This window comes from Ramlibacter alkalitolerans (genome assembly GCF_016722765.1).
In the GTDB taxonomy this organism is placed as follows: Bacteria; Pseudomonadota; Gammaproteobacteria; order Burkholderiales; family Burkholderiaceae_C; genus Ramlibacter; species Ramlibacter alkalitolerans.
Genome location: NZ_JAEQND010000008.1, coordinates 240,206 through 260,475 on the forward strand (window position 1 = coordinate 240,206; position 20,270 = coordinate 260,475).

The following is a 20,270-nucleotide window of genomic DNA, read 5'->3' on the forward strand; positions in this document are numbered from 1 at the left end:
GCGCGGGAATGACGCGAGGAGGCGCGGGAAGGAAGGGAGGGGCACGGGAAGGAAGGGAGGGCGCACGGCAATGACGCGGCGCCGCCTGCGGGCGGGAGGTCACGGGAATGACACGATTGACACCCGGCGCGCCGCGGGCGCAACGTACGCGCCTTGCCGCGAAAGGAGCGCCTTCCATGCCTCGCTTCGTCGTCCTCGTGCGCCTGCTGCTCGTGGCCCTCGCCCTCGCCGGCGGTGGCGCCTTCGCCCAGTCGTATCCGAACAAGCCGATCCGCCTCGTGGTGCCCTTCCCGCCGGGCGGCTCGGCCGACGTGGTGGCGCGCTCGGTCGCGCAGGCCATGAGCCAGGGCCTGGGCCAGTCGGTGGTGGTGGAGAACAAGGCCGGTGCCGACGGCATCATCGCCAGCGAGGCCGTGATGAAGTCGCCGCCCGACGGCTACACGCTGCTGCTGGCCACCAACACGGCGTTCAACGCCGCGCCCATCCTGCACAAGGTGGTGCCTTACAACCCCGTCACGGACTTCACGCCGGTCGGCAAGGTGGGCAACTTCGGCTTCTTCGTGTTCGTGCACGACACGGTGCCGGCACGCAACCTCGCGCAACTCATCGAGCATGCGCGCGCCAACCCGGGCAAGCTCACCTACGGCTCGGGCAACAGCACCAGCATCATCGCCACCGCGCGGCTGGCGCAGCAGGCGAAGGTGAACCTCGTGCACGTGCCCTACAAGGGCGATGCACCCATGACGCTCGACCTGCTGGCCGGCCGCGTGCACATGGCGATCGCCACCGGCACGCTGCTGCCGCACGTCAAGGAGGGCAAGCTGCGCGTGCTGGCCACGCTGCTGCCGCAGCGCGCGGGCTCCCTGCCGGAGGTGCCGACGCTGCCGGAGTCGGGCGCCGAGCAGATCCCGCTGACGCCCTGGGCCGGCATCTTCGGTCCGGCGAAGATGCCCAGGGAGATCGTGGACCGGCTGGCGCGCGAACTCACCCGCGCGCTCGCGCAGCCGGACGTGCGCGCGCAGCTCGAGGGGGTGGCGTTCCAGCCGCAGGGTTCGACGGCGGAGGAACTGGCGGTGATGCTGCGCGAGCAGATCGAGATCTGGGCCCGGGCGGGGAAGGATGCGGGGATCGCGCCGCAATGACCTGTCTTCCTCCCTCCCCCTCCGGGGGAGGGAAAAAGCAAGCTACGCGTGCACCGCCGCGCCCGACCACGAGGACGCGCCTTCCTTCTTCTCCGCCGCGGCCCCCGGCTGCTGCTGCTGTTGCTGCGCCGCCAGCGCGTGGCGGCACTTCACCAGGATGCGCAGCACCTCGGCCACGCTCCAGGCCTGGGCCACGCAGCCGCGCGGCGTGAAGGGCGGCTCGGCGTCGAAGATCTCGCTGATCGAGCCGATGCAGGCCTCGCCCAGGTGGGCCGCGAAGCCGTCGATCAGGTGCTCGATGCCGCGGTTGTCGTCCGGGTACACCTTGAGCCAGGCGTCGGCGAAGGGGCCGGCCAGCCAGCCCCACACCGTTCCCTGGTGGTAGGCCGCATCGCGCGCCCGCAGGTCGCCGTCGTAGTTGGGCTTGTAGTCGGGATGGCCCGGCGCCAGCGAACGCAGGCCCACCGGCGTGACCAGCAGGCGCTGCGCGACATCGAGCACGCTGCGCCAGCGTTGCGGATCGAGCACGGGATGGGGCAGCGCGATCGAGAACACCTGGTTGGGGCGGATCGCCGGGTCGTCGCCGCCTTCGCCGTCGATCACGTCGTACAGGCAGCCGGTCTGCGGGTTCCAGAAACGCTGGTTGAAGCTGTCGTAGGTGCGCTGCGCATGCTGCGCCATCGTCTGCGCGTGCGCCTCGTCGCCTTCCTCGCGCAGCCAGCGCTCCATCAGGCGCAGCGCGTTGTAGAACAGCGCGTTCAGCTCCACCGCCTTGCCGCGCCGCGGCGTCACCACCCAGCCTTCCACCTTGGCGTCCATCCACGTGAGCTGGTAGCCCTCGGCACCCTGCTTCAGGAGGCCGTCGCGGTGGTCGACGCCGATGTTGAAGCGCGTGCCGCGCAGGTGGTGCTCGATGATCGAGCAGAAGGTGGGAATCGCGTGGCGCAGCGTCAGGCGGTCGCCCGTGACCTGCACGTACCGGTCCATCGCGTGGAAGAACCACAGTGTGGCGTCCGCCGTGTGGTACAGGCCCTCGTTCTGCCCCTCCGGGAACATGTTGGGGATCAGGCCGTCCTTCACGTAGTGCAGGAAGGTGCGCAGGATGTAGCCGGCCTCCGCGTGGCGGCCGGTGGTGAGCGTCAGGCCCTCCAGGCTGATCATGGTGTCGCGGCCCCAGTCCGTGAACCAGTGGTAGCCCGCGATCACGGTGCGGGCCTGGTCGCCTTCGGCCTGCGCGCGTGCCGCGTCGGCCTGGCGGCTGAAGGGCGCGATGATGAACTGGTCGGCCGCCAGCACCAGTTCCGCCGCGCGGCCGGTGCGCGCCGCCGGGTCCGCCTGCTCGATCAGCTTCTCGCGCCGCGCGTGTTCGGCCCGCAGGGCCTGCTGCGGGTTGAGCGCGTGGATCGTGTCCCAGCTCTCGGTGGAGGCGATCAGCGTGCATTCCTCGCCGGGCGCCAGTTCGGCCCGGAAGCGCCCGGGCGTCCACACGCGTCCGCGGGCCGCATAGCCGCGCGCCGCTTCGAGCCGGTAGAAGAACTCCTCGAAGTTGCCGCCCTCCAGCACCAGCTGCGCATCGCGACCGAGCAGCGTCATGCGCAGCGGCGGCAGTTGCGGGTTGCTTTCGGAGTGGACCTCGAAGCGGTTGCTCAGCACGTGCAGCCGGCACGGCTCGTCGTACGAATCCTCCACGGGATTCTCGTGGCCGCGGAAATGAAGGCGCGGGCGCAGGATCAGCCGCACGCCGTGGCCACCGGCGACCATGCGGTAGTTCAGGTGCACCGTGTTCTGGCCGTACGGCAGCAGGATGCGCTTCTCGATCACGGCGTCGCCGACGTGGTAGGTCCACACCGGCAGGCCCATCTCGAGGCGGAACTCGGTCAGGATGTCGGGCAGCTCGTACGGCCGCTCGGGCCGCTCCTCGCCGGCCACGCGGATCGTGCGGCGATCCGGCAGCCGCACCCATTCACCGAGGTGGCTGAGCATCACGGTCCGGCCGATCGGCGTCGGCAGTGCGGCGATCAGCAGGCCGTGGTAGCGGCGCGTCGCGACGCCTGCGACCGAGCCCGAGGCGTAGCCGCCCAGGCCGTTGGTCACCAGCCATTCGCGCGTCAGCAGGCGTTCGGGGGGCTCACTGTTGCCCCCCCAGGGCATCTTGTTCAGGATGGCTTCGGCCATCGGTTTCCTCCAGGCGAATGGAATTCACTTCGGCCGGCCGCGCGGCGCTCACGGGTGCGAGGACCGCGAGCGCATGCGCCGGCAGCCGCCAGCTGTGCTCGCCGTCCGGTTCGATCATCCCGTTGCCGCCCCAGCGCGGGTCCTCGCTGTGCCACAGCAGCTTCCAGCGCATGCCGTCCGGGGGCGCGAGCAGCGGCTCGGGCATGGGATAGAGCGGCAGCGTGGGACCCAGGTTCACCAGGACCAGGCGGTCGTCCCCCGCGTCGTCGAGGAAGCGCAGCAGGAAAGCTTCGGGCCCGAGCACCGCGCCGTGCATGCGCGTCGCGTCGGCACGGGCAAACACCGGATCCTCGCGCCGCAAGCGCAGCAGGTCGCGGTGCATGTCCAGCACCGGGGCGTTGCGTTCGCGTTCCACGTGGTCCAGCTTGCATCGTCGGAAGGTCTCCTCGTCGGCGGGCGAGGAAAGGAGCTTGCCACCTTCCTCGCTGGCGATGTTGGGAAACTGGGTCAGGAACTCACGCCGGCCCTTGCGGATCAGCCCGTCGAGTTCCTCCTCGTGCCGCGCGAAGTAGAGGAAGGGCGCGCTGGCCGCGAACTCCTGGCCCTGGAACAGCAGCGGCGTGCACGGCGTGAGCAGCATCAGCGCCGTGAGCGCGCGCAGGCGCCCGGGGCTGGTGAGCTGGTGGATGCGCTGGCCGCGGGCGCTGTTGGCCACCTGGTCGTGGTTCTGCAGGAACTGGATGAAGGCGGTGGCCGGCAGGTCGAGCGAGGGATGGCCGCGCCGCTTCTTCTGCCATGCGTACCACTGGCCCTGGTACAGGAAGCCCCATTTGAGCGAGGAGATCAGTTCCTGCGGCGTGCCGCGCGTTTCCGTGAAGTAGGCCTCGCAGGCGCCCGTCGCGGCGACCGTGGCACTGTGGTGGAAATCGTCGTTCCACATCGCGTCGAGGCCGTATCCGCCGCGCTGCGCGGGCCGCGCGAATTCGGCGTGCTGCGGCTCGTTCTCGGCGCTCAGGTAGATGCTGCGGCCGCCCGCCGCCGCGCGCGCGCGACGGGCGATCTCCACCACGATGTGCGTTTCGCTGGCGTCGAACAGGCACTGCGTCGCGTCGAGCCGCAGGCCGTCGAAGTGGAACTCGCGGATCCAGTACTCCGCGTTGCAGGCGAAGAACTCGCGCACCGGGCCGCTGTGCTCGCCGTCGAAGTTGATCGCCTCGCCCCATTCGTTCTGGTAGCGCTTGCTGATGTAGTGCGGCGAGAAGCGCGTGACGTAGTTTCCGCTGGGGCCGAAGTGGTTGTAGACCACGTCGAGGATCACGCCGAGGCCCAGTGCGTGGGCACGGTCGATGAAGTGGCGCAGTTCGTCGGGCGTGCCGTACAGGCGGGTGGGGGCGAACAGGTTGACGCCGTCGTAGCCCCAGCCGAAAGGTCCGTTGAACTCGTTGACCGGCATCACCTCGAGGATCGTGATGCCCAGGTCCTTCAGGTAGGGCAGGTGCTGCTCCGCGGCGGCATAGGTGCCCTCGGGCGTGAAGGTGCCGATGTGCATCTCGTACAGCACCTGGCCCTTCACGCCGACGCCGCGCCAGCCGGCGTCCTGCCAGGGGTAGCTGTCCGGCGCCACGACCTCGGACGGGCCATGCGGCCCCTCGGGTTGCCAGCGCGAGGCCGGGTCGGGGAAGGCCTCTCCGCCGTCGAGGCGGAAGCGGTAGCGCAGGCCCGGCTTCGCCTGTTCGACCAGGCCCGAGAAGTAGCCGTTGCCCTCGTGGCGCAGGGCGCTCGCCGCAGGCGCGTCGCGGCCTTCGAACACGACCTCCAGTTCGCGCGCCGCCGGCGCCCAGACGCGGAAATGGGTGCCGCTGGCAGGCCGGTATTCGGCCCCGACGGGAAGGCGTCTCTCTGTTGTCGTCACTTTTCAGCCGCTGCTTCGTGGGTCGGCTGAAATTGTGCAGTGCGCAAGCGCTGCCATGGGTGAGCGGCTGTGTCCGCTTCCGGCGGCAGTGCATGCAGGACGGGTCGCGCAGCCCCGGTCGCGCGGCCGCGGTGGCGGGCTACTGCAGCCGGATCTCGCCGTCGAAGTGCACCTGCAGCTTCAGGCCGGGGATCTCCAGCGTCATGCGGGCCGGGAAGGTCTCGGTGCCGGCGATCGCCTGGTCCTGCAAGGCGCGCGCGACGGCCTGTTCCATTTCACGTTGCGAGCTCACGCCGACCATCTTCAGGAACTTGCGCAGGCTGATGTTGAAGGCTTCGTCGTCCATGGCGGGTCTCTCCAAGGCAGGTTCCCGGATCATGGCGCATTTCCCCCGCCGCGGCAGCCAGGGCGCCGTTGATGCAAACTCGGCGGCATGCAGTATTCCGCGCTCGACTATCCGCTGCCCACACCGGCCGCGGGCCAATCCACGCCGGTCGCACCGGGCGTGCACTGGATCCGCCTGCCGATGCCCTACCGGCTCAACCACATCAACGTCTGGGCGCTGGAGGATGGCGACGGCTGGACGCTGGTCGACACCGGCGTGCGGACCGAGGAGACCGCGCTCGCCTGGCAGCACCTGCTGGCCAGCGCGCCCTTCGATCGCCCGCTGCAGCGGATCGTCGTCACGCACATGCACCCGGACCACATCGGCATGGCCGGCTGGCTGTCGCGCAAGTCGGGCGCGCGGCTGTGGATCTCGCGGCTGGAGTACCTCGCCTGCCGCGTGCTGGTGTCGGACACCAGCCGCGACGCGCCGCCCGACGCGGTGCGCTTCTTCCGCGAAGCCGGCTGGAGCGCCGATGCGGTCGACGAATACCGCGCGCGCTTCGGCAACTTCGGCAAGAACATCCACGCCCTGCCGGACAGCTTCCGCCGCATCGTGGACGGCGAAACCATCCGCATCGGTGCGCACGACTGGCACGTGGTGGCCGGCAAGGGCCACTCGCCCGAGCACTCGTGCCTGTACAGCCCGGAGCTGAAGCTGCTGATCTCCGGCGACCAGGTGCTGCCGCGGATCTCGTCCAACGTGTCGGTGCATCCGATCGAGCCCGACGCCAACCCGATGGCCGACTGGTTTCATTCGCTGGACGTGCTGGAGCGGCGCGTGCCCGACGACGTGCTGGTGCTGCCGGCGCACAACGAGTGCTTCCACGGGCTGCATGCGCGCATCGCGCAACTGCGCGACGGCCAGGCCGCGGCGTTCGACCGGCTGCGCGCGGCGCTGCGCGAACCCCGGCGCGTGCCGGAGACCTTCGAAGCCCTGTTCAAGCGCCCGATCCGCGAAGCCGACGGCCACCAGTTCAGCCTGGCGACCGGCGAGGCGATCGCCTGCCTGAACTTCCTGCTGCACGCCGGCGAGGCGCGCAAGGAGGTGCGGGAGGGGGTGGCGTGGTATTCGCTGGTGTGAAGACGCGTGCTGGCTTGAACGCGGCGCGGGGGTGAATGCGTCGCCGGCGTGAAACGCGTCGCGGCGTGAACGCGTAGGCTGGCGGTGAGCCGCGTAGCGCGAACCCCAGCGATGCGCGAAAGCGCTGGGGTTCCGGCGCTTCCGCGCGTCACCGCCAGCCTACGTCCCGGCGCACGGCCAGAGATTCAGCGCGCGACAGGCATTCAGCGCCCAGCCAACAGCGACACCAGCTCCGGCACGAACGCCTGCGGCGTCGACTTCGCCAGCGCGCCTTCCAGCGTCGCCAGCACCGCCGCCGCGACTTCCTTCGCCGCGCCCGCATCGGTCGCCATCGCGTTGTAGTAGTCCAGGTCCTTGCGCGCATTGGCGATGGTGAAGCGCAGGCCGCCCGGATCGCCCGAGAGCAGGTAGGGCTTGATGCGCTCCAGCGCGATGCCGCCGCCCCCGCCCTTGGCGAGCACGTCCACGAAGGCATCGGCCGCCACGCCGTTGCGCTGTGCGCAGGCCGCCGCTTCGGCGATCAGGGTCACCATACCCAGCGAGACGTAGTTGTGCAGCAGCTTCATGCCGTGCCCCGCGCCCACCGGGCCCACGTGCGTGATGTTCTCGGCGAAGCAGCGCAGCACCGGCCGGCACTCCTCCAGCAGTGGCGCGTCGCCGCCCACGAGCAGGTTCAGGCGCCCCTCGGCGGCCTCCTTGGGCGTGCGCGTCATGGGCGCATCGAGGAAGCGGGCGCCGGCCTGCTGCACCGCCTGCGCGACGCGCAGCGTCGACGACGGGATGGCGGTCGAACAGTCGATCACGATGCTGCGGGGGCGCAAGCCTTCCAGCAGCCCGCCCGGACCCAGCACCACGGCCTCGACCTGCGGCGAGCCGGTGAGCACGGTGATCACCACGTCCGAGGCCGCCGCCAGTTCCTTCGTGCTCGTGAACCCCTGCGCACCGCCGGCCTTCAGGGCGTCCAGCGGCTGGTTGCCGGGGTGCTCGAACAGCGCCAGCGCGTAGCCGTTCTTCTGCAGGTTGCTTGCGATGCCGTGGCCCATCAGGCCGATGCCCACCATGCCGATCTTCTTCATGCACTCGTCTCCTGGGCGCGCATCGTAACGCGACCCGGGGGCGAGCCGTCGATGGATCACGGGACGAGGGCGCAGTCGCGGCCGATGGATCAGGCGCGCAGGCCTTGCGCCACCGCGGCGACGTGGGTGTCGGCGCTGCGGCGCACGCGGTTGATGTCTTCGAGCGAGGTGAAGAGGAAGGTGCCCTGGTGCAGGTCGACCCCTGCGTACCACTGGCAATAGGCGGTGTCGCCGCCTACGGCACGCACCACCATCGGCGGCCCGCCGGCCTTCAGGCGCACGACGTCCCCTGCTTCGAACTGCAACGGCTTCTGCACCGCAGGATTCTCGTCGGCTTCATCCCGCGGCGACGCGGGTCAAGGCAGCGCCGGCGCGTAGGACGGCGCTGACGCATGACGGGGAAACGGGCCGTCGACGCCTACTTTCGTTCGCGTGGCCGACCGAGCGCGCATCCCTGGCCGGTTAGCATCCGCGCGTGATGGACCTCCTGGCGCACCGCGCCTACCTGCGCTTCTGGTGCGCCCGCGTGTGCGGCACCGCCGGCAACCAGATGCTGATGCTGGCGGTCGGCTGGCACCTGTACGACCTGACCCATTCGGCGTGGGACCTGGGCCTGGTCGGCCTGCTGCAGTTCGCGCCCGCCGTCCTGGTCACCCTGCCGGCCGGCCACGTGGCCGACCGCCTGCACCGCGCGCGGCTGGCGGCCGCCTGCATGCTGGCGCAGGCGGTGGTGGCCGCGCTGCTGTGGAGTTCGGCGCTGGGGGGATTCGCCTCGCGCGAGCTGCTGCTCCTGGCCGCCGTCATGCTCGGTGCGGCGCGCCCGTTCCAGATGGCCGCACAGCAGGCGCTGCTGCCGGCGCTGGTGCCTGCGGGGCTGCTGGCGCGCGCCACCGCCTTCAGTTCCAGCGGCACCCAGGCGGCGATCATCACCGGGCCGGCGGTCGCCGGACTGCTGTTCGCCGGCGGCGTGGACGTGGTGTACGCGAGCTGCTTCGCCCTGCTGCTGGCGGCGGCGCTGTCCTGCGCCGCGGTGCGCTACGAGCACCTGCCGCCGCCGCGCGAGCCGGTCTCGCTGCAGACGCTGCTGGCCGGTGCGTACTGGATCCGCCGCCATCCGGTCGTGTTCGGTGCCGTGTCGCTGGACCTGTTCGCCGTGCTGCTGGGGGGTGCCACCGCGCTGCTGCCGATCTTCGCGCGCGACATCCTGGCGGTCGGCCCGCAGGGGCTGGGCATCCTGCGCTCGGCGCCGGCGCTCGGTGCGCTGCCCATGGGGCTGGCGCTTTCGCGCTGGCCGCCGCACGAGATGCCCGGGCGCAAGCTGCTGGTCGCGGTGGCGGTGTTCGGCGCGTGCATGCTGGTGTTCGGCCTGTCCACCTCGTTCTGGCTGTCGGCGCTGGCGCTGGCGATCTCGGGCGCGGCCGACATGGTGAGCGTGGTGGTGCGGCAGACGCTGGTGCAGCTGGAAACCCCGCCGGACATGCGCGGGCGCGTGGCCGCGGTCAATTCGCTGTTCATCGGCGCCAGCAACCAATTGGGAGAATTCGAGTCGGGCGCGACGGCGGCGCTGATCGGCCCGGTGGGCTCGGTGGTGGCCGGCGGCGTCGGCACCATCCTGGTCGCCTGGGCCTGGGGCCGGTCCTTTCCCGCGCTGGCCCTGCGCCCGACGCTGACCGAAATCCCCACCGCGGGCAGGGCCGGGACGCCCCGCTAAGCTGCGCCATCCTCGCCGAAGGAGCCGCCATGCCGCCTCGCCTGACCCCGCAGGATTTCGACCAGGAAGTGCTGATCCTCTTCGACGCCTACGTGCACGGCGACCTCGACCGCCGCGGCTTCCTGGAACAGGCGCAGCGCTTCGCCCGGGCCGGCGTCACGGCCGCGGGCCTGCTGGCGGCGCTCAGCCCCGACTTCGCCGCCGGCCAGCAGGTTCGGCCGGACGACGCCCGGCTGAAGACCGAGCGGGTGACCATCCCCTCGCCTTCCGGCAACGGCACGATCCGCGGCTACCTGGCACGTCCGGCGGCGGCGGGCACGAAACGCCTGCCGTCCATCCTCGTGATCCACGAGAACCGCGGCCTGAACCCGCACATCGAGGACATCACGCGCCGGCTGGCGCTCGACGGCTTCATGGCGCTGGCGCCGGACGCGCTCACGCCGGTGGGCGGCTACCCGGGCGACGAGGACAAGGCCCGCGCCGCCTTCGCCACGCTGGACCAGCCGAAGACGCGCGAGGACTTCCTCGCCGCGGCCGCCTGGCTGCGCGCCCGCAGCGACGGCAGCGGCCGCATGGGGGCAGTCGGCTTCTGCTACGGCGGCGGCATCGTGCACTGGCTCGCCACGCGCCTGCCGGACCTGGCTGCGGCCGTGCCCTTCTACGGCAACACGCCGCCGCCGGAAGATGCCGCCAAGGTGCGCGCACCGCTGCTGGTGCACCTGGCCGGGACCGACGAGCGCATCAACGCGGCCTGGCCCGCCTACGAGGCCGCGCTCAAGGCCGCGGGCGCCCGGTACGCCGTCCACCAGTACGCCGGCACGCAGCACGGATTCAACAACGACACCACGCCGCGCTACGACCCGGCGGCCGCGAAGCTGGCCTGGGAGCGCACGATCGCCTTCTTCCGCAGCCATCTCGGGACCGCCTGACCTCGCGCACGGCGGGCACCGGCGCGCTGACAGCATGTGCAAGCCTGCTGGGCTACCATCGCTGCAGAGTGAATGTCGAAGATAGCTACCGCGAGCTGGGGCTCACGCCCGATTCCACCGACGCCGAGGTGAAGGCCGCCTGGCGCCGCATGGCCGCGCGCTGGCACCCGGACCGCAACGGCAGCCCGCATGCGCTGCGCAAGATCCAGCGCATCAACCGCGCGCTGGAGGAGATCCGGCGCTTCCGCGCCAGCGGCTTCGGCCCGGTGACGGAAAGCGGCTTCCCCTTCGATGCCGGCGCGGCGCCCCAGGCGCGGTCGGCGCCGGAGCGCACGCTGCAGCACACCGTGCGGCTCACGCTGGAAGAGGCGCTCGCCGGCTGCATCAAGGACCTGGAAGGCGAAGTGGTCGAGGACTGCATCGCCTGCGGCGCGAGCGGCTGGCACAAGCATGCGACCGAGTGCAGCGAATGCGCCGGCACCGGCCAGGTGCGCCAGGCGCTGTGGTTCTCCTGGGTGTCGCCGCTGGTGCAGTGCAAGGCCTGCGAGGGCAGCGGCGCGGTGCGCCACGCCTGCGCACTGTGCGGGGGCAGCGGCAAGGCCGCGGCGCGCAGGTACCGCTGCCGCGCCCGCATCCCGGCAGGCGTGCGCGCGGGCGACCTGCTGCACGTGTCGGCGCGGCTGCAGGGGCCCCAGGCGAGCGAGAAGGTGGCGCTGCAAGTGCGGGTGGAACTGCTGCCGCACGCGTTCTTCACGCTCGACGCCGACGGCACGGTCCGTTGCGAACTGCCGGTGGACGGCTTCGCCTGGGTGGCCAACCGCTGGATCGAAGTGCCGACGCCCGCGGGGCTGCAGCAGATGCGCCTCAAGCGCGGCTACCACACCTACCGCATCAAGGGCCAGGGCTTCCCGGGCGAGGAAGGCGAACTGGCCGATTGCATCGTCACCGTGGTGCCGCTCTTTCCCGAGGAATTCAGCAAGGCGCAGGAAGCGCAGATCGACAAGCTGATCGCCGGCAACACGCGGGCCGCCGGCACCAGCGCGCACCGCCGCGCGGCGGCCTGGCAGCAGGCGGTCAAGGACTGGCAGGCGCACCATCCGACGGCCGCCCCCGAAGCGAAGGCAAATCCATGAAATGCTGCGTCGTCGGCGCCGGTGCCATCGGCGGCCACCTGGCGGTGAAACTGTGCCGCGCCGGGCACGAGGTCGCCGTGATCGCGCGCGGCCCGCAACTCGCCGCGATCCGGGCCGCGGGGCTGGTGCTGGAACAGGGCGGGCAGGCGCTGCACGCCGACGTCCGCGCCGCGGAAGGATCCGGGGAACTCGGCGTCCAGGACGTGGTGTTCGTCACCACGAAGGCGACCGCGCTGGCTTCCGTCGTGCCGCTGCTGCCGCCGCTGGTGGGCAGCGCCACACGCGTGGTGTTCATCCAGAACGGCATCACCTGGTGGTATCCGCTCGGCCTGCCGGCAGCCCACCCGCGGCCGGCGCAGGTTCCGGTGTTCGCGCTGGCCGAGCGCTTCCTCGCCTTCCTGCGCCCCGAGCAGGTGCTCGCCGGCGTGATCTACAGCGCCAACGAGGTGCTGCGCCCCGGCGTGATCCGCAACAATTCGCCGGTGGGCACCAACGTGGTGGAACTCGGTGCGCCGGACGACGGCGACAGCGCGCCGCTGCGCGCGCTGCGCAGCGCGCTGGAAGCAGCCGGTATCGCCGCGCCGCCGATCGCGCAGATCCGCGCCTCGCTGTGGCGCAAGCTGGTGCTCAATGCCAGCTCCTCGTCGTTGTGCGTGGCGGTGGAAAACCCGGCGGCCATCGCCACCGACGCCCGCGTGCAGGAAACGATGCTGCGCATGCTGCACGAGTGCCTGGCGATCGCCGCCGCGCACGGCTACGACGTCGGGCCGGGCTTCGACTTCGAGCGCTGGACGCAGCGCCGCACGGCCCACAAGCCCTCGATGCTGCAGGACTTCGAGGCGCGCCGGCCGATGGAGATCGGCGAGATCGTGCTGGCGCCGCTGGCCTTCGCGCGCGCCGCCGGCCTGGCCACGCCGACGCTGGATGCCGTCGGCGCGATCGCCGCCCGGCGCGCGATCGACCAGGGCCTCTACACGCCGGCCTGAGCGGCTTTGCGCGCCGGTACCAGCGCTACGCGTAGCTGTAGAACCCGCGGCCCGTCTTGCGCCCCAGGCGGCCGGCGGCCACCATTTCCTTGAGCAGCGGCGCCGGGCGGTACTTCGGATCGTTGAAGCCTTCGTAGAAGACGTTCATCACCGACAGCATGGTGTCCAGGCCGATCAGGTCGGCCAGCGCCAGCGGTCCGATCGGCTGGTTGCAGCCCAGGCGCATGCCGGTGTCGATGTCTTCCGCGCTGGCCAGCCCTTCCTGCAGGGCGAAGATCGCCTCGTTGATCATCGGGCAGAGGATGCGGTTGACCACGAAGCCGGGGCTGTTCTTCGCCACGATCGGCGTCTTGCCCACCAGCTTCGCGAAGGCCTGCGCCTGCGCCAGCGTCTCGCCGGCCGTCTGCATGCCGCGGATCAGTTCCAGCAGCTGCATGACCGGCACCGGATTGAAGAAGTGCAGGCCGATGAAGCGCTCGGGCCGCGAGATCACGGCGGCCAGCTGGCTGATCGAGATCGAGGAGGTGTTGGTGGCGATGATCGCCTCCTTGCGCACCAGGGCGTCGATCTGGCGCAGGATGCGCAGCTTCAGGTCGAGGTTCTCGGTGGCCGCCTCGATCACGATGTCCGCCGGCGCGATGGCCGCATAGTCGGTCGTGCCCTCGATGCGACCGAGAATGGCGCTGCGCTCGTCGGCGCTGATCTTCTCCTTGCTCACCAGGCGCGCGAGGCTCTTGCCGACCGTGTCGACGCCGCGCTGCACGGCGGCCTGGTCGACGTCGACCATCGTCACGCGCAGGCCGGCCTGCGCGCACACCTGGGCCACGCCGTTGCCCATGGTGCCGGCGCCTATCACTGCGATGTGGGGGTTGCTCATTGGCTTGTTCCTTCCGTGGGTGCAGCGTGGATCGTAGCAAGCGCGGCTAGGATGCCTGTTGATGCCAGACATTGAACCCCGCTCCGCGCGGCTGCCGTCCTGGGCCTGGGCCCTGGGCTACCTGGCGGCCTACGTGCTGCTGGATTGGGCCAGCTACTTCCGGCCGGTGCCCGGGTTCAACATCACGCCATGGAATCCGCAGCAGGCCGTCGCCATCGCGCTCCTGATCCGCGCGCCACGCAAGGCGTGGCTGGTGTTCGCCGGCTTGCTGCTGGCGGAGCTGGTGGTGCGCGGCCTGCCCGCCGAGAGCCTCACGATGCTGGCCGCCGCCGCGGCGCTGACGCTCACGTTCTCCGCCATCGCGCAGGCGCTGCGCCGCACGCTGGACCTCGATTTCCCGCTGGCCCGCCACCGCGAGCTGCTGTGGCTGGCCGTGTCGGTCACGGCAGGTTCGCTGGCCAGCGCGGTGCTCTACGTGCTGATCCACTCCGGCAGCCTGTCGGCCGCAGCGCTCGCCCGCGATGCGGTGATCCGCTACTGGGTCGGCGACGCGGCGGCGGTGCTGGTGCTGCTGCCCGTGCTGCTGCTGACCCTGGCACCGGCGCGGCGCGACGGGCTGCTGGGGGTGCTGCGCAGCCCCGCATGGTGGGCCGGCGCGGCGCTGACCTGCACGGCCCTGTGGGTGGTCTTCGGCCGCGGCGAACAGGACTACTTCAAGTTCTTCTACCTGCTGGTGCCGCCGGTGGTCTGGGCCGCCGTGCGCTTCGGCGTGCAGGGCGCGGTGCTGTCCACCCTGTTCACGCAGGCCGGCCTGCTGGCGGCGGCGCAGCTCGCGCTGCGGCACGACCTCACCCTGTTCGAGCTGCAGGTGCTGATGGCCGCGACCGCGATGACGGGCCTGCTGCTCGGGGTGGCGGTGGACGAACGCGCGCGCGCCGAGGCCGACCTGCGCGCCAGCCTGCGTTTTTCGGCGGCGGGCCAGATGGCGGCGGCGCTGGCCCACGAACTGAGCCAGCCGCTCACCGCCCTGAGCAACTACGCGGATGCATGCCAGGCGCTGGCGGACCAGCCGACGCCGCTGGACGGCGAGCGCCGCGCGCAGCTCACGCAGGTGCTGGGCAAGCTGGTGGCGGAGGCCCGCCGCACGGGCGCCGTCACGCGCCGGCTGCGCGACTTCTTCCGCTCCGGCGCCACTTCGCTGCAGCCGACGTCGATCCCGGCGCTGGCGCACGAGACGCTGGAAGCGCACCAGGAGTTCGCCCAGCGCCTGGGCGTGCAGTTGCAGGCCGACACCGACGGCGGGCTGCCGGCGCTGCGCGTGGATGCGATCCAGATCGCGGTGGTGCTGCGCAACCTGCTGGCCAACGCCATCGAGGCAGCCGCGCAGGCCGGCGCCGGCGGCAGCGTGCTGCTGCGCGTGGCGCCCAGCGAAGGCGGCGTGCGGGTCGACGTGATCGACAGCGGCCCGGGGGTGGAGCCGCAGCGCCTGCGCGCGCTGTTCGACGCTCCGGCCTCCGGCAAGCAGGGCGGACTGGGCGTGGGCCTGAGCATCTGCCGCAGCATCGTGGAAAGCCACGGTGGCAAACTCTGGGCCGGGGCCGGCCCGGGCGGCCGCTTCTGCTTCACCCTGCCGCGCAATGAGTTCGACCCCGCCCCCGCCGTCCCTGCCGTGTGACACCGTCTACGTGGTGGACGACGACGCGTCGGTGCGCGATTCGCTGTCGCTGATGCTGAGCCTGCGGGGCTTCGCCACGGCGACCTTCGGCAACGCGGAGGACTTCCTGGCCACCGCGCGGCCGGAGTGGCGCGGCTGCGTGCTGGCCGACATCCGCATGCCGGGGATGTCGGGGCTGGACCTGCTGGACGAAGTGCGGCGGCGCTTTCCCGGCCTGGCCGTCGTGGTGGTCACCGCGCACGGCGACGTCGCCGCGGCGCGCCGCGCCTTCCTCGGCGATGCCGCGGATTTCGTCGAGAAGCCCTTCGACAGCGGCCACATCCTGGCCGCCATCGCCAACGCCAGCGCCAGGCTGGCCGCGCAGGCCGGGCGCCAGCCGCGCGTGCCGCGGGGCCGGCTGCCCGGCGAAGTGCTCACCGAGCGCGAACGGCAGGTGCTCGAACTCCTGATGCAGGGGCTGCACAACCGGCAGATCGCCAGCCAGCTCGGGATCAGCCCGCGCACGGTGGAAGTGCACAAGGCGCGCGTGATGGAAAAGCTCGGCGTCTCCAGCATGGTGGAACTGGTGCGCCTGCACGACGGCCCCGCCGGCTGACACGTACGGGCAGTCCGTACGCGTTGCCCTGATCCCCCGGAGGCGCCCCGGCGGTAGCCTGCAGGGTCAATGACTGCCGCCGTCCAGTGGATCGCGGGCGCGCTGTTCGCGCTCGCGATCCTGCATACCTTTTCCAGCAAGTACTTCCAGCGCCTCGCGCACACACAGCCCGCCCATGCCGGTTTCTGGCACCTGCTGGGCGAGGTGGAAGTGGTGTTCGGCTTCTGGGCCATCGTGCTGGTGGCCCTGATGATCGCCCTGCAGGGCCGCGTCGCCGCCACCCAGTACGTCGATTCGCGCGACTACACCGAGCCCATGTTCGTGTTCGCGATCATGGTGGTGGCCGGCAGCAAGGCGGTGCTGCAGGTGGCCCGCGCGATCGCGGCGCTGCTCGCGCGGGCGGTGCCGGCCCGGGGCGCGATCGGCCTGTACCTCGTCACGCTGGTGATCGTGCCGCTGATGGGATCCCTCATCACCGAGCCGGCGGCGATGACGCTGGCCGCCCTGATGCTGCGCGAGCAGGTGTACAGCAAGCAGGTGTCCACGCGCCTCAAGTACGTGACGCTGGGCGTGCTGTTCGTGAACATCTCCATCGGCGGCACGCTCACGCCCTTCGCCGCGCCGCCGGTGCTGATGGTGGCCGGCAAGTGGGGCTGGGGCTTCCTCGACATGTTCACCCTGTTCGGCTGGAAGTCCGCCGTGGCCGTGTCGGTGAACGCCGCCAGCGTGGCGTTCTTCTTCCGCCGCGAGCTGGCCGGCATCGCGCCCTCGTCCACTCGGGGCCCGGCGCCGCTGTCCGCCGGCATCCTCGCGATCCACATCGCCTTCCTGGCGGGCATCGTCGTCTTCTCGCATCACCCGGCGGTCTTCATGGGCCTGCTGCTGCTGTTCCTCGGCTTCGCCACCGCCTACCCGCAGTTCCAGGACCGGCTGATGCTGCGCGAAGGGCTGCTGGTCGCGTTCTTCCTGGCGGGGCTGGTGGTGCTGGGCGGGCACCAGCAATGGTGGCTGTCGCCGCTGCTGCAGGGGATGGACGAGACCGCCGTGTACTACGGCGCAACCGCCCTGACCGCGGTGACCGACAACGCGGCGCTCACCTACCTGGCTTCGCTGGTCGACGGCCTGAGCGAGGAGTTCAAGTACTCGGTGGTCGCCGGCGCCGTGACGGGCGGCGGCCTCACGGTCATCGCGAATGCGCCGAACCCGGCGGGCTTCGCGATCCTGCGTTCGCACTTCCAGGACGAGGCGATCCATCCGCTGGGACTGTTCCTGGCCGCACTGCCGGCCACGCTGGTTGCCGTGGCGGCGTTCCGGCTGCTGTAGGAGATTGCAATGTCCGAATGGCTCGACGAACTGGCCAACTGGTGGGCCGCGCTGCCGCCCGAATGGATGTTCCTGATGCTGCTGCCGCTGGCGGTGGGCGCCGCCGGCCTGCTGGTGGACTGGGGCGATCGCGGCCGCGGCCGGCAGCGCCAACCCGCGCCCAAGCCGCTCGCGCCGCTGCGTCGACGGCACCGCCACCGCGGCGCGCCCTGAGCTTCAGCGCCGCAAAGGTGCGAGCAGGTGCGCGAGGCCGTTGTGGTCGATCTCGTGCATGAGGGCCAGCAGGCGCCCCAGTTCGCCCGGCGGAAAGCCTTCGCGCGCGAACCAGTTCAGGTAGTTCCCCGGCAGGTCCGCGATCAGCCGGCCCTTGTACTTGCCGTAGGGCATCTCGACTTCGACCAGCCGCGTCAACGGATCCGCCATGGCGCGATTGTGCCCGCCACCATAATCCGGCCCTTGAAGGAGGGGCGATGGACCGGCTGCAGTCGATGCGGGTGTTCCAGCAGGTGGTGGAGGAAGGCGGCTTCGCGGCGGCGGCGCGCAAGCTGGGCCTGGCCACCGCCGTCGTCTCCCGGCTGGTGAGCGACCTGGAGCACCACCTGGGCGTGCGCCTGCTGCAGCGGACCACCCGCAGCCTGTCGCTGACGCAGGCCGGCGAAACCTACCTGGAGCGGCTGCGCGTGATCCTCGGCGAGGTCGACGCGGCCGAGGCGATGGTGCAGGACCAGAGCCGCGAGATGAGCGGCACCGTGCGGGTCCTGGCGCCTCCCATCGTCGCGGTGCACCTGCTGGCGCCCGCGGTCGTCGGCTTCCAGCGCGCGCACCCGAACGTGCACATCGACCTGCACGTGGAGGATTCTCCCGATCCGGCGGTGCACGAATACGACCTGGCCGTCCTGAGCGGGGCGACCACCATCGATCCCGGCTTCATCGCCCGCACCGTGATCCACAGCCACTCGGTGTTCTGCGCCTCGCCGGGCTACCTGCGCGAGTGCGGCGAACCCGCGGCGCCGGAGGACCTGCTGCGCCATCGCGTGCTGCGCCTGCGGCTGCCGGGCGCCAAGCTCGGTCCCCTGCGGCTGATGGACCCCGGCCACGCGGACCACGCGCTGGAAGTGGACGTGGTGTCGGCCTTCACCGCCAACCACGGCGACACGCTGCTGCGCGCCACGCTGGAAGGCGGCGGCATCAGCAGCCAGCCGGTCGACGTCGTCGAGGCGCTGCTGAAGGAAGGGCGGCTGCAGCGCGTGCTGGCTCCCTGGATCACGGCGCGACTGAGCCTGCTGGCGGCCATGCCCAGTCGCAAGTTCATGCCCTCGCGCACGCGCGCCTTCCTGGAGTTCTTGGTGGCGCATGCGCGGCAGACGGTGGCGGGGCTGGACATCGACGTGCCGCAGCCGTGATCCGTCGTCCTCGCGCAGGCGTGGACACGGTCGGGTCGTTGTTGCTGTTTCAGCAAAGGCCCGATGCGCAGCGGGCGACATTCCGGCTCCGGCCGACTGACCTGCATCAATCGGCGTGCATAGGGGGGATTCCAGAATTCCCGTATCCCGCCGTCGGGTACCCGTTCCCAGCATCATTGCGGACCTTGTGCGTAAACGCACATCGCATGGCCGGGCAGGTTCCCTACAGTGCGGGCTGCGCTGGCGGCACCCACCCGCCTCCCCGAACCGATCATTCCACCCTTCGAACCTGAGAGACAAACGCATGACCCTCCGCAGCACCGTCGCCATCGCCATCGCCGCCGCCGGCCTGGCCCTTTCCACCGTCACCTTCGCCGACGGCCCGACCGCCCCGAACGCGGGCGCCGCCGCCCCGGCCGGCACGTACAAGGTGGACCCGGCCCACTCCGGCGCCTTCTTCGAGATCGGCCACATGGGCGGCATCAGCCGCTTCATGGGTCGCTTCAACGACATCGCCGGCGACCTGGTGGTGGACGCGCCCGAGAAGAGCAAGATCAACGTCACGATCAAGACCGACAGCGTGGACACCAACCACGACGGCCTGAACAAGCACCTGAAGAGCCCCGACTTCTTCAACGCCGTGCAGTTCCCCAACCTGACCTTCACCTCCACCGCCATCAAGCTGGATAACAAGGGCGAAGGCACCGTGGCCGGCAACCTCACGCTGCACGGCGTGACCAAGCCCGTGACCCTGAAGCTCAAGCACATCGGCGCCGGCAAGGGCATGAAGGGCGAGCAGCGCGTGGGCTACGTCGCCACCGGCTCGATCAAGCGCACCGATTTCGGCATGAACTACGCCGTCCCGGGCGCCGCCACCGACGAAGTCGACCTGCGCATCGGCATCGAAGCGATCAAGCAGTAATCCGAAGTCCCGGCCGGCCCCCGCGGGGCCGGCCCTCTCCCAACCGAAGGAGTCGTCATGCCCGAGAGTTCCCTCGTGCTGCAGTTGCTGTGGCAGAGCGCGCTCGTCCCCGCGATCGTGGCCCTGGCCCTGCTGGCTGCCAGCCGCGCCCTGCGCCTGAACGCGGTGGTGGCCGTGGCCGCCGCCTTCGTCGCTTCCTATTTCGCGACGCTGCACGCGCAGTGGTCGCTGGTGCCCCACGTGGCGCTGGACTGGCTGCCCTGGATCGCCGTCGGCGCTGCCGCGGCGGCCGTGGGCGTCGAGCGCACCACCGGCGCGACCCGCCTGGCGCTGCGCCTGGTCGTCGGCCTCGTGACGGGCGGCATCGTGGCCTGGGGCGCGCTCGCCAGCCTGGGCCTCGGCCATGCCGTCCTGGCCGTCGCCGTGGCGGCGGTGCTGGTCACGCTGGTCTGGAGCGCCTTCGCGGCGGTGCCCGAGGGCGGCGCCCGCAGCCCGCTGTTGCTGGCCGTCGTGGCCGGCGGCACCGGCCTGTCGCTGATGCTCGATTCCAGCCAGCAGATCGGGCAACTCAGTGGCGCGCTGGCCGTCGCCCTGGCGGCCTGCATGCTGGTCAACCTGCCGAGGACGCGCGTGCCCTTCCCGCCCGCCGCCGCCGGTGCCGTGACGGTGCTGCTGGGCGCGCTGATCCTGAACGCCCACCTGTATGCCGGCTTCTCGCTGGGTTACGTGGCGCTGCTGGTGATCGCGCTGCTGGCCGACAGGCTGCTGGCCGCCGGTGTGCGCCTGCGGGGCCGCGACCTGCATCCGGGCTCGTGGATCCCCTCGGCGGTGCTGACGGTGATCCCCGTGATCGCGACGCTCGCGATGGTCCTCATCGCCGCGCAGGAGCACGGCGGGTACTGAGAAGACTGCGCTTCGAAGAAGTAAAGCCGCCGGCGCGCGC

20 protein-coding genes are annotated in these 20,270 nt (G+C 71.1%); 13 read left to right on the forward strand and 7 right to left on the reverse strand.

Translation table 11 applies throughout. The features are described 5' to 3' along the window. The first annotated feature begins 176 nt into the window (after window positions 1-176). A complete protein-coding gene (locus JI746_RS15975; RefSeq protein ID WP_201690822.1) occupies window positions 177-1,142 on the forward strand; it encodes a Bug family tripartite tricarboxylate transporter substrate binding protein in 966 nt (321 codons plus the stop codon). A 42-nt stretch (window positions 1,143-1,184) separates the two neighbouring features. On the opposite strand, the gene JI746_RS15980 is transcribed toward JI746_RS15975, so the two are convergent. From JI746_RS15980 to JI746_RS15990, 3 genes are all read right to left on the reverse strand, one after another. Then, window positions 1,185-3,317, reverse strand: coding sequence for an amylo-alpha-1,6-glucosidase (locus tag JI746_RS15980; protein WP_201690823.1), 2,133 nt, complete (start codon window positions 3,315-3,317; stop codon window positions 1,185-1,187). Continuing rightward, on the reverse strand, window positions 3,271-5,229 hold the full coding sequence (treZ, locus tag JI746_RS15985) for a malto-oligosyltrehalose trehalohydrolase (RefSeq protein WP_201690825.1): 1,959 nt from the start codon (window positions 5,227-5,229) through the stop codon (window positions 3,271-3,273). Before treZ ends, JI746_RS15980 begins: the two co-directional genes overlap by 47 nt. Window positions 5,230-5,368: 139 nt before the next feature. Beyond that, on the reverse strand, window positions 5,369-5,575 hold the full coding sequence (locus JI746_RS15990; protein ID WP_201690827.1) for a DUF6494 family protein: 207 nt from the start codon (window positions 5,573-5,575) through the stop codon (window positions 5,369-5,371). Window positions 5,576-5,662: 87 nt separating this feature from the next. On the opposite strand from JI746_RS15990, the gene JI746_RS15995 reads away from it, so the two are divergent. After that, a complete protein-coding gene (locus tag JI746_RS15995; RefSeq protein ID WP_201690829.1) occupies window positions 5,663-6,697 on the forward strand; it encodes an MBL fold metallo-hydrolase in 1,035 nt (344 codons plus the stop codon). A gap of 203 nt (window positions 6,698-6,900) precedes the next feature. On the opposite strand, the gene JI746_RS16000 is transcribed toward JI746_RS15995, so the two are convergent. Then, a complete protein-coding gene (locus JI746_RS16000; protein WP_201690831.1) occupies window positions 6,901-7,773 on the reverse strand; it encodes an NAD(P)-dependent oxidoreductase in 873 nt (290 codons plus the stop codon). 89 nt (window positions 7,774-7,862) lie between these two features. Continuing rightward, on the reverse strand, window positions 7,863-8,090 hold the full coding sequence (locus JI746_RS16005; protein WP_201690833.1) for a YodC family protein: 228 nt from the start codon (window positions 8,088-8,090) through the stop codon (window positions 7,863-7,865). Window positions 8,091-8,251: 161 nt separating this feature from the next. Between JI746_RS16005 and JI746_RS16010 the strand changes: the two genes are divergently transcribed. The 4 genes from JI746_RS16010 (at window position 8,252) to JI746_RS16025 (ending at window position 12,532) form a co-directional block, all read left to right on the forward strand. Beyond that, window positions 8,252-9,484: an MFS transporter gene (locus tag JI746_RS16010; protein ID WP_201691007.1), complete on the forward strand. Its 1,233-nt coding sequence runs from the start codon at window positions 8,252-8,254 to the stop codon at window positions 9,482-9,484. 29 nt (window positions 9,485-9,513) lie between these two features. Continuing rightward, complete coding sequence (locus JI746_RS16015) at window positions 9,514-10,413, forward strand: dienelactone hydrolase family protein (protein WP_201690835.1); 900 nt, start codon at window positions 9,514-9,516, stop codon at window positions 10,411-10,413. Window positions 10,414-10,481: 68 nt separating this feature from the next. Next, window positions 10,482-11,546: a DnaJ domain-containing protein gene (locus JI746_RS16020; protein WP_201690837.1), complete on the forward strand. Its 1,065-nt coding sequence runs from the start codon at window positions 10,482-10,484 to the stop codon at window positions 11,544-11,546. Further along, a complete protein-coding gene (locus JI746_RS16025) occupies window positions 11,543-12,532 on the forward strand; it encodes a ketopantoate reductase family protein (RefSeq protein ID WP_201690838.1) in 990 nt (329 codons plus the stop codon). The genes JI746_RS16020 and JI746_RS16025 overlap by 4 nt, the downstream gene beginning before the upstream one ends. Window positions 12,533-12,557: 25 nt before the next feature. Here the strand turns inward: JI746_RS16025 and JI746_RS16030 are convergent, their stop codons facing one another. Next, entirely contained in the window at window positions 12,558-13,409 is an 852-nt protein-coding gene (locus JI746_RS16030; protein WP_201690840.1) for a 3-hydroxybutyryl-CoA dehydrogenase, read from the reverse strand. A 61-nt stretch (window positions 13,410-13,470) separates the two neighbouring features. Between JI746_RS16030 and JI746_RS16035 the strand changes: the two genes are divergently transcribed. The 4 genes from JI746_RS16035 to JI746_RS16050 all read left to right on the forward strand — a co-directional run bounded on the left by JI746_RS16035 (window position 13,471) and on the right by JI746_RS16050 (window position 17,215). After that, on the forward strand, window positions 13,471-15,084 hold the full coding sequence (locus JI746_RS16035) for a sensor histidine kinase (protein ID WP_201690842.1): 1,614 nt from the start codon (window positions 13,471-13,473) through the stop codon (window positions 15,082-15,084). Beyond that, complete coding sequence (locus tag JI746_RS16040) at window positions 15,047-15,679, forward strand: response regulator transcription factor (protein ID WP_236599874.1); 633 nt, start codon at window positions 15,047-15,049, stop codon at window positions 15,677-15,679. Before JI746_RS16035 ends, JI746_RS16040 begins: the two co-directional genes overlap by 38 nt. Before the next feature lie 69 nt (window positions 15,680-15,748). Then, window positions 15,749-17,002, forward strand: coding sequence for a putative Na+/H+ antiporter (locus JI746_RS16045; protein ID WP_201690843.1), 1,254 nt, complete (start codon window positions 15,749-15,751; stop codon window positions 17,000-17,002). A 9-nt stretch (window positions 17,003-17,011) separates the two neighbouring features. Next, entirely contained in the window at window positions 17,012-17,215 is a 204-nt protein-coding gene (locus JI746_RS16050) for a hypothetical protein (RefSeq protein ID WP_201690844.1), read from the forward strand. Window positions 17,216-17,218: 3 nt separating this feature from the next. Here the strand turns inward: JI746_RS16050 and JI746_RS16055 are convergent, their stop codons facing one another. Next, window positions 17,219-17,425: a DUF3820 family protein gene (locus JI746_RS16055; protein ID WP_201690845.1), complete on the reverse strand. Its 207-nt coding sequence runs from the start codon at window positions 17,423-17,425 to the stop codon at window positions 17,219-17,221. Window positions 17,426-17,472: 47 nt separating this feature from the next. On the opposite strand from JI746_RS16055, the gene JI746_RS16060 reads away from it, so the two are divergent. The 3 genes from JI746_RS16060 to JI746_RS16070 all read left to right on the forward strand — a co-directional run bounded on the left by JI746_RS16060 (window position 17,473) and on the right by JI746_RS16070 (window position 20,230). Then, window positions 17,473-18,405: a LysR family transcriptional regulator gene (locus JI746_RS16060; RefSeq protein ID WP_201690846.1), complete on the forward strand. Its 933-nt coding sequence runs from the start codon at window positions 17,473-17,475 to the stop codon at window positions 18,403-18,405. Window positions 18,406-18,709: 304 nt separating this feature from the next. Then, window positions 18,710-19,327: a YceI family protein gene (locus JI746_RS16065; protein WP_201690847.1), complete on the forward strand. Its 618-nt coding sequence runs from the start codon at window positions 18,710-18,712 to the stop codon at window positions 19,325-19,327. Window positions 19,328-19,384: 57 nt separating this feature from the next. Next, entirely contained in the window at window positions 19,385-20,230 is an 846-nt protein-coding gene (locus JI746_RS16070) for a hypothetical protein (RefSeq protein ID WP_201690848.1), read from the forward strand. The last annotated feature ends 40 nt before the right edge of the window (window positions 20,231-20,270 follow it).